The sequence below is a fragment of the Sphingomonas turrisvirgatae genome, from assembly GCF_001721295.1.
GTDB lineage: Bacteria > Pseudomonadota > Alphaproteobacteria > Sphingomonadales > Sphingomonadaceae > Sphingomonas > Sphingomonas turrisvirgatae.
The window spans coordinates 1-16133 of record NZ_MDDS01000068.1 but is presented as its reverse complement, the minus strand read 5'-3'; the positions used below and the strand labels follow the sequence as shown (position 1 = coordinate 16133).

13 protein-coding genes are annotated in these 16133 nt (G+C 67.7%); 6 read left to right on the top strand and 7 right to left on the bottom strand.

Features of this window, described 5'->3' with window-relative positions; all coding sequences use genetic code 11:
- Positions 1-163: 163 nt before the first annotated feature.
- The 4 genes from BFL28_RS16810 (at position 164) to rsmA (ending at position 5702) form a co-directional block, all read left to right on the top strand.
- Positions 164-2389: an LPS-assembly protein LptD gene (locus BFL28_RS16810; protein WP_079247260.1), complete on the top strand. Its 2226-nt coding sequence runs from the start codon at positions 164-166 to the stop codon at positions 2387-2389.
- Positions 2390-2492: 103 nt separating this feature from the next.
- Entirely contained in the window at positions 2493-3851 is a 1359-nt protein-coding gene (locus BFL28_RS21605) for a peptidylprolyl isomerase (RefSeq protein ID WP_069321678.1), read from the top strand.
- 1 nt (position 3852) lies between these two features.
- Positions 3853-4869: a 4-hydroxythreonine-4-phosphate dehydrogenase PdxA gene (gene pdxA, locus BFL28_RS16800; RefSeq protein WP_277621014.1), complete on the top strand. Its 1017-nt coding sequence runs from the start codon at positions 3853-3855 to the stop codon at positions 4867-4869.
- The gene (rsmA, locus tag BFL28_RS16795) at positions 4866-5702 is read left to right on the top strand and encodes a 16S rRNA (adenine(1518)-N(6)/adenine(1519)-N(6))-dimethyltransferase RsmA (RefSeq protein ID WP_079247236.1); all 837 of its coding nucleotides are present in this window, start codon (positions 4866-4868) and stop codon (positions 5700-5702) included. Before pdxA ends, rsmA begins: the two co-directional genes overlap by 4 nt.
- On the opposite strand, the gene BFL28_RS16790 is transcribed toward rsmA, so the two are convergent.
- The 7 genes from BFL28_RS16790 to BFL28_RS16760 form a co-directional block, all read right to left on the bottom strand.
- Positions 5699-6208 (bottom strand): tetratricopeptide repeat protein, encoded by a 510-nt coding sequence (locus BFL28_RS16790; protein WP_069321792.1) that lies wholly within the window; start codon positions 6206-6208, stop codon positions 5699-5701. The genes rsmA and BFL28_RS16790 overlap by 4 nt on opposite strands.
- Positions 6209-6240: 32 nt before the next feature.
- Positions 6241-7419, bottom strand: a complete 1179-nt coding sequence (locus BFL28_RS16785; RefSeq protein WP_069321677.1) for an RsmB/NOP family class I SAM-dependent RNA methyltransferase — start codon at positions 7417-7419, stop codon at positions 6241-6243.
- Between the two features lie 87 nt (positions 7420-7506).
- On the bottom strand, positions 7507-8316 hold the full coding sequence (locus BFL28_RS16780) for a hypothetical protein (protein ID WP_069321676.1): 810 nt from the start codon (positions 8314-8316) through the stop codon (positions 7507-7509).
- Positions 8317-8410: 94 nt separating this feature from the next.
- Entirely contained in the window at positions 8411-11026 is a 2616-nt protein-coding gene (locus BFL28_RS16775; RefSeq protein WP_069321675.1) for a PAS domain S-box protein, read from the bottom strand.
- A gap of 111 nt (positions 11027-11137) precedes the next feature.
- A complete protein-coding gene (guaB, locus tag BFL28_RS16770; RefSeq protein WP_069321674.1) occupies positions 11138-12595 on the bottom strand; it encodes an IMP dehydrogenase in 1458 nt (485 codons plus the stop codon).
- Between the two features lie 175 nt (positions 12596-12770).
- A complete protein-coding gene (locus BFL28_RS16765; RefSeq protein WP_069321673.1) occupies positions 12771-13685 on the bottom strand; it encodes a DMT family transporter in 915 nt (304 codons plus the stop codon).
- Positions 13682-14518, bottom strand: coding sequence for an HpcH/HpaI aldolase/citrate lyase family protein (locus BFL28_RS16760; protein WP_069321672.1), 837 nt, complete (start codon positions 14516-14518; stop codon positions 13682-13684). Before BFL28_RS16760 ends, BFL28_RS16765 begins: the two co-directional genes overlap by 4 nt.
- 45 nt (positions 14519-14563) lie before the next feature.
- Here BFL28_RS16760 and BFL28_RS16755 point away from each other — a divergent pair, with 45 nt between their 5' ends.
- Together BFL28_RS16755 and BFL28_RS16750 are read left to right on the top strand one after the other, a co-directional pair.
- Positions 14564-15556 (top strand): SPFH domain-containing protein, encoded by a 993-nt coding sequence (locus BFL28_RS16755; protein ID WP_069321671.1) that lies wholly within the window; start codon positions 14564-14566, stop codon positions 15554-15556.
- On the top strand, positions 15553-16011 hold the full coding sequence (locus BFL28_RS16750) for an NfeD family protein (RefSeq protein WP_069321670.1): 459 nt from the start codon (positions 15553-15555) through the stop codon (positions 16009-16011). Before BFL28_RS16755 ends, BFL28_RS16750 begins: the two co-directional genes overlap by 4 nt.
- Positions 16012-16133 lie beyond the last annotated feature (122 nt).

Below are 16133 nucleotides of genomic sequence, written 5' to 3'. Positions count from 1 at the left end.
GCTCGCGCGCGGCGAACGGCAAAGCCCAAAGGCCCCAAGCGATTGCGAAGCAAGGCATGCGGTGCAATAGGGTTGAGGGACAAGGCCGCGCGAGGCGCGAATGCCGGGTCGGCGTAAAAGGGGTTGGTTCTTAGTGACGCGCAAGGCTCTGCTGCTCGCCGGGATGCTGCCGTTCGCGCTGTGCGCCGCACCCGCCGCCTTCGCGACGCCGCAGGACTTGCAGGACCGCGCGACCGAACCGCCCCCGCCGTCCGAAACGCCGCTGCCCGACGATCCCGACCAGATCCAGTTCAGCGCCGACACCGCCGAATACGACACGAACAGCGATGTCGTCACGGTGAAGGGCGACGTGCGCATGTTCCGCGAGGGCAACCGGCTGCGCGCCGACGAGGTGGTGTGGAACCGCAAGACCGGCCAGGTTGTCGCGAGCGGCGGCATTGCCGTCACCAACCCCGAAGGCGATACCGCGTTCGGCGACCGCATCGAACTGACCGATTCGCTCAAGGACGGCGTGATCGAGAACATGCTGGTCGTGCTGGAGCAGGGCGGACGGCTCGCCGCGCAGCGCGGCACGCGCAACCAGGGTGGCGTCATCACCGTCGACCGTGCGGCCTATACGCCCTGCGCGGTGGTCGATTCGGACAATTGCCCCAAGGAGCCGTCGTGGAAGATCACGGCGGTGCGCGTGGTCTATGACCCGGCGCGCGAACGCATCCGCTATACCGGCGCGCGCATCTCGCTTTTCGGCATCGCTTCACTGCCGCTGCCGGTCTTCTCGCATTCGATCGGGGGGGGCAATGCCAGCGGGCTGCTCGCGCCCGATATCCGCTATGACGCGGTCAACGGCTTTGAAGTGGCGCTGCCCTATTTCTTCAACCTGGGTCCCAATCGCGACCTGACGGTCAAGCCGCACCTGTTTTCCGGCGCGCTGCCGATGCTGGAGGGCGAATATCGCCACCTGCTGGACAAGGGCGCTTTCCGCGTGGCCGGCTTTGCGACCTATAGCAGCCGCGCCGACGACTTCCTCGTCGCGCCCAGCGGCGTTGCCGACGAGAACCGCTTTCGCGGCTATGTCGATGCGACCGGCCGCTATCAGTTCGACCCCTATTGGCGGGCGAGCGGATCGATCCGGCTGGCGAGCGACCGCACGTTCCTGCGCCGCTACGACATCACCTCGGAAGATCGGCTGCGCAACAATCTGCGGCTCGAGCGGATCGATCGCGACAGCTATTTCGCGGTCAATGGCTGGGCAGTGCAGACGCTTCGCCTGACCGAGAATCAGGGGCTTCAACCGATCGCGCTGCCCGAGATCGATTACCGCCGCCGGTTCGGCCAGGACCTGCTGCCGGGCGGCCGGTTCGAGCTTCAACTGAACAGTCTGGCGCTGTCCCGCAGCGCGGGGCAGGACACGCAGCGCGCCTTCGCCTCGCTGCGCTACGACCTGCGCAAGCTGACCGCCTGGGGTCAGGAGTTGACGCTGACCGCCTATGCGCGCGGCGACCTCTACAACACGCAGGACACGCTGGCGACGAGCGTGCCGAGCTATCGCGGGCTGGAGGGGTTCCAGGCGCGCGGCATCGGCGCGCTGGCCGTCGACGTCAAATGGCCCCTGATCGGCGAAGCGTTCGGCGGCGTGCAGCGCATCACCCCGCGTTTCCAGATCGTCGCGGCCCCGCGCATCGAAAATCTGGACGTCCCGAACGAGGACGCGCGATCGGTCGACCTTGAGGATTCCAACCTCTTCGCGCTCAACCGCTTCCCGGGATATGACCGGTTCGAGGATTCGACCCGCTTCACCTTTGGCATCGATTATGCGCTGTACCTGCCCGGCTTCTCGATCGAGGCGAATATCGGGCAGAGCTATCGACTGTCCTCCCGCCCCTCGCTGCTCCCTGATGGGACCGGCCTGACCGACCGCGTTTCCGACATCGTCGGGCGCAACGTCGTGCGCTATCGCGACTTCCTGACGTTCAATCACCGTTACCGGCTGGACAAGGACAGCCTGGCGATCCGCCGCAACGAGATCGACGCGGTCGTCGGATCGCGCACCACCTATGCGATGATCGGCTATCTACGGCTCAACCGAAACATCCCCTTCGCGCTCGAGGATCTGCAGGACCGCGAGGAAGCGCGCGTTGGCGGACGCGTGCAGGTCGCGCGCTTCTGGTCGGTGTTCGGATCGGCGGTGATCGACCTCACGGACCGCGAGGAGGACCCCGCCTCGCTCAACAACGGGTTCGAGCCGGTGCGCCACCGCCTGGGCGTGGAGTATGAAGACGACTGCATCCGCTTCGGTCTCACGTGGAAGCGGGATTATCAGACCGTGGGCGACGCCCGGCGCGGGAACAGCTATCTCTTGACGCTGGCGCTCACCAATCTTGGGCGTTAGGGTCCAACCTCAATCAGTGATTGCGTAAGCCCCAGTTCAGGCACAATTGGCGAGTAGATCGCCTCGGCCCTGCTGAGGGTCAAGGATTCAGGTACAGGTGAAGATGACTTCGAAGGTCGTAGGGTTCTGCCGCTCGGCAGTGTTGATCGCTGGAATTTGCCTGAGCGGCGCGATCGCCGCGCAGACGGTGAGCGAAGGGCCGGCCGAGCAGGCGGTGCCCTCCACCGCCAATCTCGACCTGCCGCAAAACCTGCAGATCTTCGGCAAGGCCGACCCGAACGTGCGAAAGCCGACGGCGATCGTGAACGGCTATGTCATCACGCGCACCGAAGTCGATCAGCGTTTCAACCTGATCGTCGGGCTTCAGGGCTTCAACCTGTCGGCCGAGGAAGCCAACCAGCTGCGGCTGCAGATCCTGCGCCAGCTGACCGATGAGACGATCCAGATCCAGGAGGCCAAGGCCAACGACATCTCGATCGGCGCGGACCAGATCGACCGCAGTTTTGTCGGGCTGTCGCAACGGTTCAAGCGCACGCCGGACGAAATGCGCAAATGGCTGCGCGACATCGGCTCGTCGGAGCGGTCGCTGCGCCGCCAGATCGAGGGCGAGCTGGCATGGCAGCGCGTGATTCAGCGCAAGGTGTCGAGCTTCATCAACGTCAGCGACGACGAGATCAACGGCATCATTGCGCGGCTGAAGGCGGCGCAGGGCACCGACGAATTCAATCTGCGTGAAATCTATATCTCGGCGACGCCAGAGCGTTCGGGCGAAGTCTATCGCGCGATGCAGCAGATGATCCAGCAGATGCAGCAGGGTCGCCCGTTCGAATATTTCGCGCGCTTCTCGGAAGCCTCCACCAAGGCGACCGGCGGCGACCTGGGCTGGGTGCGCGCGCCGATGCTGCCGGCGCCGATCGCGGCGGCCGTCGCGCAGATGCAGGTCGGCCAGGTCGCCGGCCCGATCGAGATCCCGGGCGGCTTCTCGGTGCTGTACCTGGTCGACAAGCGCCAGGTGCTGACCGCCGATCCGCGCGACGCGCGCCTCAGCCTGCGGCAGATCACGGTGAAGTTCGCGACCGGCACCACCCAGGCGCAGGCGCAGGCGAGGGCCGGCGAGTTCGCCAAGGTGCTGCAATCGACCAACGGCTGCGGCGCGGTTGGCAAGGCGGCCGAGGCGTTGGGCGCCGAAGTGGTCGACAATGACGCGGTGCGCGTGCGCGACCTGCCGCCGCAGTTGCAGGACATCGTCCTCAACCTGCAGGTCGGTCAGGCAACCCCACCCTTTGGTTCACCCAGCGAAGGCGTGCGTGCGCTCGTGCTGTGCGGGCGCGACGATCCGCGCGAGGCAGGCCTGCCCTCGACGGATCAGATCCGCGAAGGCCTGGAGGAGAGTCGCACCAACCTTCGCGCCCAGCGCCTGCTGCGCGACCTGCGCCGCGACGCGATCATCGAGTATCGGTAAGGTGGCCCCGCCCATCCGCCCGCTCGCGGTCGCGATGGGCGATCCGGCCGGGATCGGGCCCGAGATTATCGCCAAGGCGTGGACCAACCGCGCGCTGCATTCGCTGAGCCCGTTCTTCGCGGTCGGCGACCCGCGCGCGATCGAAGCGGTATGGGATGGCCCGGTCGCCCGGATCGGCGATCCCAGCGCGGCGGCCGGCGCCTTCGCCGACGCGCTGCCGGTGCTTTCGGTCGCCGATGGCGGCACAATCAGGCCTGGTGAACCGGATACCGATGGCGCGCGCTGCGCGCTCGACAGCCTGGAGATGGCGACCGGGCTGGCGCGATCGGGCGCTGCGGGCGCGCTGGTCACCGGACCGGTGTCGAAGGTGCAGCTTTATGGCATCGGCTTTACGCATCCCGGCCAGACCGAGTTCGTTGCCGAACGCTGCGGCGTGTCCAAGGAAAACGCGGTGATGATGCTGGCCGGGCCGACGCTGCGCGTCGTGCCGGTGACGACCCACATCCCCTTTGCCGCCGTGCGCGACGCGCTCTCGGTCGAGCTGATCGTCGCCAAGGCGCGCGCCACTGCGCGCGGCTTGACCCGCAATTTCGGGATCGAGGCGCCGCGCCTGGCCTTTGCCGGGCTGAACCCCCATGCCGGCGAGAGCGGCGCGATGGGGCGCGAGGAGATCGAGATCGTCGAACCGGCGATCGCCCAGCTGCGTGCCGAAGGGATCGACGCGGTCGGGCCGATGGCGGCCGACACGATGTTCCACGCCCGCGCGCGCGCGATGTATGACGCAGCGATCTGCCTTTATCACGACCAGGCGCTGGTGCCCCTGAAAACGCTGCATTTCGACGAGGGCGTCAACATGACGCTGGGGCTGCCGATCGTGCGCACCTCGCCCGATCATGGCACCGCGTTCGGTATCGCCGGCCAGGATCTGGCCGAACCCGGCGCGATGATCGCGGCGATCCGCCTGGCCGCGCAGGCCGCCGAGCGCCGCGCGCTGACCGAGGCCGTGCCTGCGACGTGAGCCAGTCTCCCCCGTTACACCCGGACCTGCCGCCCTTGCGGGACGTCATCAACCGCCACGGCCTTTCCGCCAACAAGGCGCTGGGCCAGAATTTCCTGTTCGATGCGCAGTTGCTCGACCGGATCGCGCGGGTGCCGGGCGATCTGGCGGGACAGGACGTGTTCGAGGTCGGCCCAGGTCCCGGCGGCCTCACGCGCGCGCTGCTGAAAGCCGGGGCGAAGGTGACGGCAGTGGAACGCGACCGGCGCTGCATCCCGGCACTCGCCGAATTGGGCGAGGCTTTTCCGGGCATGTTGCGCGTGATCGAGGGCGACGCGCTGGAAGTGGACGCGCCAGCGCTGTTCGCGCAGCGGCCGCACATCGCCTCCAACCTCCCCTATAATGTCGGGACCGCACTGACCGTCGGCTGGCTGTCGGCCGATTGGGCGCCATGGTGGGCATCGCTGACGCTGATGTTCCAGAAGGAAGTGGCCGAGCGCATCGTCGCCGCGCCGGGGACCGACGCCTATGGCCGGCTCGCCGTGCTGGCGCAGTGGCGCTCCACCGCGCGGATCGCCATGCCGGTCCATCGCAGCGCCTTCACGCCGCCGCCCAAGGTCATGTCGGCGGTCGTGCATATCGTACCCGCCGACGAGCCGCCGGGCGTCAAGTTCAAGGTGCTCGAAAAGCTGACCGCCGCCGCGTTCGGCCAGCGGCGCAAGATGCTGAGGCAAAGCCTGAAAGCGGTGCCCCGCGCGGGCGAAGCGGCGGAAGCGGTCGGCATTGACCCGACGCGGCGCGCCGAGACGGTGAGCGTGGACGAGTTCGTGGAACTCGCCCGAGCGCTGAGTTAGTTCTTCTTCTCGGCCGCGGTCGGCGGGGGCACGACTTGCGCGGTCGCCGTTGCCGGCGGTCCCTTGGCGATCGCGGCGGCCAGCTGGGTCGCATCGGCGCATGGATTGCCGCACAGCGTCTTCACCCGCGCGAGATTTTCCTTGGCCCGCTCGACCGCGCCCTTCTGCACCATCGCCTCGCCCTGTCCACGCAGCGCGGCAATGTCGTTGGGTTCGAGCGTCAGCGCTTCGCGGTACATGCGGATCGCCTTGCCCGGCAGACCCTGCACCCGCGCGATCTCGCCCAGCGCAATATAGGCAGCGCGGTTACGCGGATCGACCGCCAGCGCGCTTTCGATCAGCCCGTTGGCGCCGTCGAGATCGCCCGCCGCCTTTGCCGCCTTGCCGCGTTCGAGCAGCGCGATCGAGCGCGCGTCGATCTGATCGTCCGCACGCTGGCCGTAGAGCGAAGTCGAGACGCTGAGCAGCGCCAGCGCGGCGGCGGCGGAGACGAGGGTGATCCGCATGAACTTCTCCAAACTCAAGGGACGAAGCGCTATCATGCGCGCTTAAGCTTCGCGACAAAAAAGCCATCGGTCGAGTGGGCCAGCGGGGTCAGGCGCACGCCCGGCCCGTGCGGCGTACCGGCCGGCAGCGCAAGCGGGGCGGCCAGCCAGTCCGGATGCCGCGCCAGGAAGCCGCTGGCCTGATCTGCCCCTTCCGCGTCCAGCAGTGAACAGACGATGTGGATGAACGCGCCGCCGGGCTTCACCAGCGTGGCGGCGACGTCGAGCAGCCGGGCCTGCGTCTCGACCAGCTTCGCCAGCCGCATGGGGGTGAGCCGCCAGCGTGCTTCGGGATTGCGGCGCCAGGTGCCGGTGCCCGAACAGGGTGCATCGACCAGCACGATATCGGCGCTGCCCTGCCAATCGGCCAGCGCCTCGGCCTCACGCCCGGGGTTCAGAAGGCGCGTTTCGACGATCGACACGCCGGCGCGCTGTGCGCGGGGAAGCAGGCGCGATAGGCGCGCGCGGTCGCTGTCGGTGGCGAGCAGAGCCCCCTGGTTGGCCATTGCTGCGGCGAGCGCGAGGGTCTTGCCGCCACCGCCGGCGCACAGATCGACGACGCGCATGCCGGGCTGCGCACCGGCGGCGAGCGTCACGATCTGACTGCCGGCGTCCTGCACCTCGAAACCGCCGTCGCCTTGCGCCGCCTCGACCGCCGTGTCGGCGGGCAGGCGCAGCGCATCGGGCAGGCCCGGGATCGGCTGCGCATCGGGCAGCCTGGCCCGGACCTCCGCCACGCTGGATCGAAGCGGATTGACGCGAAGATCGAGCGGCGCTCGATCGAGCAGCGCGGTGGCCTGTGCGGCGTCGATGCCGGAGCCGGCGAGCGCATCCATGAGCCAAGCCGGTGCGATGCCGGCGGTCGCGGCCCGCTCGTCGCTCGCGATCGGCGCGGGACCATAGCTCGAACCGTCGAACGTCGCGGCCAGTGCGGGGTCGCGCGCCGCCAGGGCGAGCAGCGCCGCGCGCCCGCTCTCGGGCCACTCGCCGCACAGCCGGATCGCGTCATAGACCAGGGCGCGGATGGCGCGGCGGTCCTTCGACCCGGCATAGCGTCGCGCGGCAAACCCCCGCGCCAGCAGCACGTCGGCCGACGCGCCGCCATCGCGCGCGGCAAGGATGATCGCATCGAGCAGGTCGATCGCGGCCTGGGTGCGGGCGGCGGGCGTCATGGCTGGGACGGGCGTAAGGTCATCGCTGCCGGCAAAGCAGAAGCGGGGCGGTTTGGAAAGAGCGCGCGCGCGGCGTCATGCACCGGTTCAATCCGCCTGCGCCCGGGTGTCGTAGGTGATGCGGATGCGCACCCATTCGCCCACCTGCGGCACGCCGCCCAGGCGCGGCGGACGCACGCGGAACTGCCATGCCATGGCCAGCACCGCGCGGCCGATGTTCGAACCCTGGGGATATTCGTCGAGCAGCGCGCAATTATCGACGCGATAGTCGGGCACGGTCCGACATGCGATGATGCCCCAGCCCGGCCCGCGCGCAGTGGACAGATAGCCGCGCATCTCGCTGTCATACGGCTCGCGATACCAGGATGCGGCATAGAGCGGCTCACCGCCCGGGCCGCGGCCTTCGACGCGCGGGGTATCGCCGGCGACGCGCGCGAAGCTGCCCGGCGGACCCGCGACCTGACGCGGCGGCGCGGGTGCCGCCGGTCCGCGCGGCAGGGCGCCGATGTCGGGCATGCTGCCGAGCGGGATGTTGAGGAAGGGCGGCGGGGTCGGCTGTGGCTGCGGCTGGATCGAAGGACGCGGGGTCGTCGGATCGTTCTTCGACGGCTCTGGCTGCGGCTGGGCGCGCGCGGCGGGCTGCGGCGCGGCGGCGGCGGCGGGCGGCGCAGGCTGCTGCGCCGAATCCGATTTCCGGTCGGCATCCACGTCGAACACCGCCATCGGCGCGGTCTTGTCGGGCGGAGTCAGGATGCGCGGCGCGAGCGTCAGCACCAGGAGCAGGACCAGCAGCGCTTCGATCGCGAGCGCAAAGGCGATGCCGCCGGCCCGCGGTCCCAGCCGCGCGCGCAATCGCTCGCGCAACGATGATGACTGGGGTTGAGCCAGTTCGGCCAAGGACGAAAACCCTGAAATAGGCGAGCCGGACCCCGCCGCCCGGCCGCGCGGCGATTAAGCGGCCAATACGTCTAAATCATGTCCCGCGACCGCGTCAGCCCGGATCGCGCGAAGCATCCGTCACCGCGCGCTGCAGCGCGGCCTGGGTGAACGGCTTGTTGAGGCGCAGCACGCGCGCGGCATCGACCGCCGGTGTCTCGCCATAGCCGGTGGCCAGAATGATCGGCAGACCCGGACGCAGCGCTCGCACCGCCTCGATCAGCTGGCTGCCCGTCATGCCGGGCATCGCCTGGTCGGTGATCAGCAGCGCGATCTCGGGCCGCTGCGCAAGGCTGTCGAGCGCCCGTCCGCCCGAATCCGCCTCGATCACGACATGCCCCAGATCCTCGAGCAGCGCGGCGGTGTTCATCAGGACCAGCGGATCGTCGTCGACGACCAGGATGACGCGATGCTCCCCGGTTTCGGGTGCGGCATCCTCTGCCGGCATCGGCATGGGCGCCGCTTCCCCGCCGGCAACGGGCAGCCAGATATGCGCCTTCGTCCCCTCGCCGATCGTGCTCTCCAGCTCCAGCGTGCCGCCGATCTGCCGGGCAAAGCCGTGGATCATCGACAGGCCAAGGCCGGTGCCCTTGCCCACCCCTTTGGTCGTGAAGAAGGGTTCGGTCGCGCGTGCCAGTGTCTCGGCGCTCATCCCTTCGCCCCGATCGATCACGCTCAGCCGGACATAGTGTCCCGGATTGAGTTCGCCGCTGTTCGTAAGCAATTCGCGCGGCTCGGCGCGAATGCACACTTCGCCCCCGCCCGGCATCGCATCGCGCGCGTTCACGGCCAGGTTGAGCAGCGCCATTTCGAGCTGATTGACGTCGGCCGACACGGCGGGAAGATGGTCGGGGAAGGCAAGGTCGATCCGCCATTCCGGGCCGATCGATCGCTGCAAGAGCTCACGCATGCCGACCACAAGCTGCGCGACATCGACCCGCTCGGCCTTCAGCTCCTGCCGCCGGGCGAAGGCGAGCATGCGTTGTGTCAGCGCGGCGCCGCGCTCAGCCGCCTGCATCGAATTGTCGATCAACCGGCCGATCTGCGGATCGCCCTCGCCCACGCGTTTGCGCAGCAGCGCCAGGCCGCTCATGATCGCCATCAGCAAATTGTTGAAGTCGTGCGCCACGCCCCCGGTCAGCTGGCCGATCGCCTCGATCTTCTGGCTCTGGAACAGCGCCTCGCGCGCCAGCTCCAGCTCGCGCTGCGCTTCTTCGCGCTCGGTCACGTCCCGGGTGATCTTGGCAAAGCCGATCAGCTTGCCGTCATCGTCATGGATCGCGTCGATCACCACGCTGGCGCGAAAGCGGCTGCCGTCCTTGCGCACGCGCCACCCTTCGGCGGCGAAACGGCCATGTTCGCGCGCCGTCTCCAGCGCCACCACCGGATCGCCGCGCTCGCGATCCTCCGGCGCATAGAAGCTCGAGAAATGCCGCCCCATGATCTCGTCGGGAGTATAGCCCTTGATGCGCTCGGCCCCGGCGTTCCAGCTCGACACGATGCCGGTCGGGTCGAGCATGTAGATCGCGTAGTCGGTGACTCCCTGGACGAGCAGGCGAAACTGGGTGAGGCTGGCCTCGAGCGCGGAAGCGCGCTCGTTCGCCCGGGTCTCCAGCTCGGCATTGAGCGAGCGCAGCTGCTGGGCGGTGTGGCGCAACTCATTCTCGGAAGCCGCGCGCTCGACATACGCCCAGCTGCGTTCGGTCACCTCCAGGATCAGCGCGATCTCGTCGGGTGTCCATTGGTGCGGCTGCGCGAAATGCGCCGCCATCAGCGCGGTCAATCGGCCATCCTTGACCAGCGGCATGCACACTGTGGCGCGGATGCCAATCGCCTGAAAGCTCGCCGCCTCGTTCGGCGCGATCTCGGCCGCGTTGTCGTTGATGACGAGCGGCAGTCCGGCACCCAGGTTGCGCACCGCCATTTCGCCGAAATCGGCAAGGCTGTAACGGCCGACGATCGATGGCGACCCCGGGGCCGACCAGTCGCCGCGAATGGTGAAGCCGTCCTGGTCCTCATCCATATCGGCATAGGCGCAGTTGGACGCGCCAAGCGCCGCCGCCAGCATCTTCGTCGTCACGGCAAGGATTTCGGCCGGGTCATTGCTCGATGTCGTCGCCTTGCCCAGCGTGTCGAGGAAGCGCAGCCGTGCCTCGCTCGCCTTCAGCGCGGCCTCGGCTTTCACATTCTCCGTCGTCTCGATTACCACCGCCAGCACGCCCGCCGGCGTACCGTCGTCGCCATAGACCGGCGAGTAGTCGAGGTTCATCCACACATCCTCGAACTTGCCGGTACGGTTGAGCTGAAGCAGATGGTTGCGATAGGCGAGCGTGCCGCCGGCCAGCCCCACCTTCATCACGTTGTGGTTGAAATCGGCGACCTCGGGCCAGCCCTCGCGCACCTTGCTGCCCAGCAGCTGGGGGTGCCGCTCGCCGGCAAAGGCCGAATAGGCGTCGTTGTAGATCATGACGCCGTCCTCGCCCCACAACATCACCAGCGGGACGGGACAGTGGACGACATAGGCGGTGATGGTGCGCAAGCTGGCCGGCCAGTCGGCAATCGGGCCGACCGAGGTTTGTGCCCAATCGAACTCGGCGATGCGACGACCCAACTCGCCGCCGCCCGTCAGAAAGCCCAATGTGTCCGATCGAGGCCGCAACCCAGTGTTCACGCCCGCACCTCACCCCGCCAGACCGGCCGAATGGTGCCGACCCGAAACGATCCAAACGCAGCTGTGTTACAAAGGGTCCCTGGTGATGTCCGCAACCTAGATTACCCGCCGTCAGCGCGTCGGGTAGTTCGGCGCTTCGCGCGTGATCGTCACATCATGCACATGGCTTTCGCGCAAGCCGGCATTGGTGATCCGCACGAACCGGCCCTTTTGCTGAAGATCGGGGATCGTCGCCGATCCGGTATAGCCCATCGCCGCCTTGATCCCGCCGACCAGCTGATGGATCACATCCTTGGCCGGGCCCTTGAATGCCACCTGCCCCTCGATCCCCTCGGGCACCAGCTTCAGCTGGTCCTTGATGTCGCCCTGGAAATAGCGGTCGGCCGAGCCGCGGCCCATCGCGCCGACGCTGCCCATGCCGCGATAGGATTTGTAGGCCCGTCCCTGATAGAGGAACGTTTCGCCCGGCGCTTCCTCGGTGCCCGCCAGCAGCGAGCCGACCATGCAGCTCGAAGCGCCCGCCGCCAGCGCCTTGGCGAGGTCGCCCGACGTGCGCAGGCCGCCATCCGCAATCACCGGCACGCCCGACTTTGCCGCTTCGCTGGCCGCGTCCATCACGGCGGTGAGCTGCGGCACGCCGACGCCCGCGACGACGCGTGTGGTGCAGATCGAACCGGGGCCGATGCCGACCTTCACCCCGTCCGCGCCCGCGCCGATCAGCGCCTTGGTCGCCTCGCCCGTCGCGACATTGCCGGCGACGACCTGTACCCGATTGGACAGCTTCTTCACTCGCTCGACCGCGCGCGCCACGTCCTTGTTATGGCCGTGCGCGGTGTCGATGACGATCAGGTCGACTTCCGCGTCGACCAGCGCCTCCGTCCGCTCGAACCCCTTGTCGCCCACGGTGGTGGCGGCGGCAACGCACAGGCGGCCCGCGCCGTCCTTGGTCGCATTGGGATAGGTGACGGCCTTTTCGATGTCCTTGACGGTGATGAGGCCGACGCAGCGATAATCGGCATCGACCACCAGCAGCTTCTCGATCCGCCGCGCATGCAGCAGGCGGCGCGCCTCGTCCTGCCCGACACCGATCGACACGGTGGCCAGGTTGTCGTGAGTCATCAGCTCGCTGACCGGCTGGTTGGGGTTTTCGGCGAAGCGCACGTCGCGGTTGGTGAGGATACCGACCAGCTTGCCATTTTCCTCGGTTACCGGAATGCCGCTGATGCGGTGACGGCCCATCAGCGCCTGCGCCTCGGCCAGCGTGCCGTTGGCGCGGATCGTGATCGGGTTGACGACCATGCCGCTTTCGAACCGCTTGACCGCGCGCACCGCCTCGGCCTGCTCTTCGATCTCGAGGTTGCGGTGAAGCACGCCGATACCACCCAGCTGTGCCATGACGATCGCCATGTCCGCTTCGGTCACCGTGTCCATCGCCGAGGAAATGATCGGGATGTTGAGCGCCAGCGACTTGGTGACGAAGGTGCGGGTGTCGGCCATGCTCGGCAACACTTCGGACTCGCCCGGAATCAGCAGGACGTCGTCGAAGGTGAGGCCAAGTGGGATGTCCATGGGGTGCGCCAAGTCCTGAGTCGAGAGTTGGCGGCCCATGTAACCGCGCTTTCCTGTGCGCGCTAGTGCGCGGTTGCGGCACCGGCCCGCCCCCTACCCGGCCACCCATTCAGGATACACTCGTGGGTGGCCGGGTGGGGGAGCGGGCCGGTGCCGCAACTCAGCAAAAGATGCGCTAGGGCGCGCGCTTCACCCCCAGCCAGCCGATGCCAAGCCCGATCGCGATCAGCGCCATGCCGGCCGCGTGATAGCCGTGCAGCGGCTCGGCCAGCAGCAGCGCGGCAAGCCCCGCGCCGAACAGCGGCATCAGGCTGATCGCCTGGCCCGCCACGCCCGGACCCACCTCCGCCACGGCGCGGTTATAGAGCAGATAGGCGATCAGCGAGGGGAAGATCGCGACATAGAGGCAGCCGCCGATCACCAGCGGCGTCCAGTGCATCGTCGCCACCTGCGCGCGTTCGGTGAACGCCAGCGGCAGCATGGTGAGCGCGGCAATGGCGAAGGTGACGGCAAGGAAACTCAGCGGATGCACGCCGGGCCGCAGCCGCAACAAGCTGGTGTAGAGCGCCCAGGCGACGACCGCGACCAGGATATAGATGTCGCCGATCCCGAACCGCAGGTCGAGCAGGTGCGCGATGCTGCCCTGGCAGACGATCACCACCACGCCCACCATCGCGGCGATGACGCCGACGACTTGCGCAGGGCGCGAGCGCGCGCCGAACATGATGCGATCGGCAAGCAGCACGAGCGGGGGGATCGCGGCCTGCAGCAGCATGCTGTTCGATGCCGTGGTGTAATGCAGTCCGGTATAGATGAGCGCGTTGAACGAGGCGACGCCGGTCAGGCCGAGCAGCAGCACGATCTTCCAGCTCGCCAGCAGCGCCGCACGATCGCGCACCAGATGCCGGGCCGCAAAGGGCAGCAACAGCGCGAGCGCGCCGGTCCAACGCACCAGCGCGAGGAAGAAGGGCGGAATATCGTCGCGCACGGCGCGCCCGACGATCGCATTGCCCGACCACAGCATGATGACGACGACCAGCCCCGCAAGGGCAATCTGCCGCCGCCGTCCGGCCCGCGCGACCTGGCTCATGCCTGGCCGGCGCGGACCAGCAGCGCGTGCGCCTGCGCAACGTGCATGTCCTCGATCATGCGGTCCCTGTAGCGCTCCGCCCCGCCGGTCGCCGCGGCGATCAGGTCGCGCGCCTCGGCAAGTTCGGCCTCGCTCGGGTCGAACGCGGTGCGCGCGATGTCGATCTGCCCCGGATGGATCAGCGTCTTGCCGTCGAAACCGAGCAGCCGGCCCTCCTGGCACTCGCGCGCCAGCCCCTCGGCGTCGTCGAGCTTGTTGTAGACGCCGTCCAGCGCCCAGATCTCGCGCCCGCGCGCCGCCAGCACGATCAGCTGAAGCGCAGTCTGCATCTGCGCACGGCCCGCGGCGGGCGGCAGCTTGAGCGATGCGGCAAGATCGTTGGGTCCGACGATCAGGCCGGCAAGCTTCGTACCCCACCCGCTCGAGCTCACGCTTGCAATCCCGCCCGCGTTCATCACGCCCGCCGCGGTCTCGATCATCGCCAGCATCGGCTTGGCGCAGCGCCAGCCGGCGCTGACCAGCGTTTCGGGCTTTTCCACCTTGGGAATGACGACATGGGTGCAGCCGGATCGCTTCGCGGCCTTCAGGTCGGCCGCCCAATGCTCGCTGTCCTCGCCATTCACCCGGATCGCCACCGGACGGTCGCCGAACGTGCCGGCCGCTTCCTGCGCGGCGGCGCGGGCGGCCTCCTTGTCCTCGGGCTTCACCGCGTCCTCAAGGTCGAGGATGATCATGTCCGCCGGCAAGGTGCGCGCTTTCTCGATCGCCCGCGGGTTGGAGGCGGGCAGGAACAGCGCGGTGCGCGGCGCGGCGTAAATGGCGTCTTTGCTCATGAACGCGCTATGCTAGGATAATGCAGGTCATGCGAGGGTTTTGAAATGGGTTTCACGGTCGGCGCCTTCTTCATCGGCATGCTGCTGGTGCTGCTATACCTGTTCGCCAGCATCAAGATCGTGCGCCAGGGCTATCATTACACGATCGAGCATTTCGGCCGCTTCACCACCGTCGCCCAGCCTGGGTTCAACCTCTACCCCGCCTTCTTCTATCGCGTCGGCCGCCGCGTGAACATGATGGAGCAGGTGATCGATATTCCGGGACAGGAGATCATCACCAAGGACAACGCCATGATCTCGACCGATGGCGTGGTCTTCTTTCAGGTGCTCGACGCGGCCAAGGCGGCCTATGAAGTGTCCGACCTCTATGTCGCGTTGCTCCAGCTTACTACGACGAACCTGCGAACGGTGATGGGCAGCATGGACCTCGACGAGACGCTGTCGAAGCGTGACGAGATCAACGCCCGCCTGCTGTCGGTCGTCGACCACGCGACCACGCCATGGGGCGTCAAGATCACGCGCGTCGAGATCAAGGACATCCGCCCGCCCGCCGACATCGTCAACGCCATGGGCCGGCAGATGAAGGCCGAGCGTGAGAAGCGCGCCAACATCCTTGAGGCCGAGGGTTCACGCGCATCCGAGATCCTGCGCGCCGAGGGACAGAAACAGGCCCGCATCCTGGAAGCCGAGGGCCGCAAGGAATCCGCCTTCCGCGACGCCGAAGCGCGCGAACGTGCGGCGGAGGCCGAGGCCAAGGCGACCGAGCTGGTCAGCCAGGCGGTCGAGGCCGGATCGGCGCAGTCGCTCAACTATTTCATCGCGCAGAAATATGTCGAAGCAGTGGGCAAGTTCGCCACCAGCCCGAATGCCAAGACGATCCTGTTCCCGGTCGAGGCGACTCAATTGATCGGCACGCTGGGCGGGATCGGTGAACTGGCGAAGGACGCATTGGGGGGCGGCGCTTCCCAGCCCGCCGCGCCCAAGCCGCCGGCAAAGTCGCGTCCGCTGCCGTTCGGCGAGATCAAGGATTCCGAATGAACCTTGAGGAACATGCCGGCTTCATCTGGCTGATCGTCGCGGCGCTGCTGGCGATCACCGAGTTGCTGGTGCCTGGCGTCTATCTGACCTTCGTCGCGCTGGGCTCGGCGGCGACCGGGGTGCTGGCGCTGCTGTTCCCCGAGCTTGGCCTGGTGGGCCAGCTCATCAGCTTCGCCGCCTGGTCGACCGTCGCGGTGCTGATCGGCAAGCGCTGGTACAACACGAACCCCATCCCGAGCGCCGACCCAGACCTCAACAACCGCGCCGCGCGCATGATCGGCCAGAGCGTCACGGTGGTCGAGCCGCTGGTCGGCGGTTCGGGCCGCGTTCGCGTAGGCGACGGAGAATGGCCGGCGCAGGGTCCCGATCTGGCGGCAGGCGAACGCGCGCGCATCGTCGAAGTGCGCGGCGGCGTGGTGATGGTCGAGGCGGTGAAGGCGATCTCGATCGATTGAGCCCTGCTGAACGATGCCGGTCCCTTTCTCTTATATTCTTCTGACCCTTCGGAGCAATCGAAAGTGCTGCATTCTCTATGGACGTCTCTCTTTATCTAAAAAAACACTAGCACAGCGTGCCG

Coding starts and splice junctions, on each gene's coding strand:
- BFL28_RS16765 (WP_069321673.1), bottom strand. CDS start 13,685: ATGAGCCAGGTCGCGCGGGCCGGACGGCGGCGGCAGATTGCCCTTGCG.
- BFL28_RS16810 (WP_079247260.1), top strand. CDS start 164: ATGCTGCCGTTCGCGCTGTGCGCCGCACCCGCCGCCTTCGCGACGCCG.
- BFL28_RS16760 (WP_069321672.1), bottom strand. CDS start 14,518: ATGAGCAAAGACGCCATTTACGCCGCGCCGCGCACCGCGCTGTTCCTG.
- BFL28_RS16790 (WP_069321792.1), bottom strand. CDS start 6,208: ATGCGGATCACCCTCGTCTCCGCCGCCGCCGCGCTGGCGCTGCTCAGC.
- BFL28_RS16785 (WP_069321677.1), bottom strand. CDS start 7,419: ATGACGCCCGCCGCCCGCACCCAGGCCGCGATCGACCTGCTCGATGCG.
- BFL28_RS21605 (WP_069321678.1), top strand. CDS start 2,493: ATGACTTCGAAGGTCGTAGGGTTCTGCCGCTCGGCAGTGTTGATCGCT.
- BFL28_RS16750 (WP_069321670.1), top strand. CDS start 15,553: ATGAACCTTGAGGAACATGCCGGCTTCATCTGGCTGATCGTCGCGGCG.
- guaB (WP_069321674.1), bottom strand. CDS start 12,595: ATGGACATCCCACTTGGCCTCACCTTCGACGACGTCCTGCTGATTCCG.
- BFL28_RS16755 (WP_069321671.1), top strand. CDS start 14,564: ATGGGTTTCACGGTCGGCGCCTTCTTCATCGGCATGCTGCTGGTGCTG.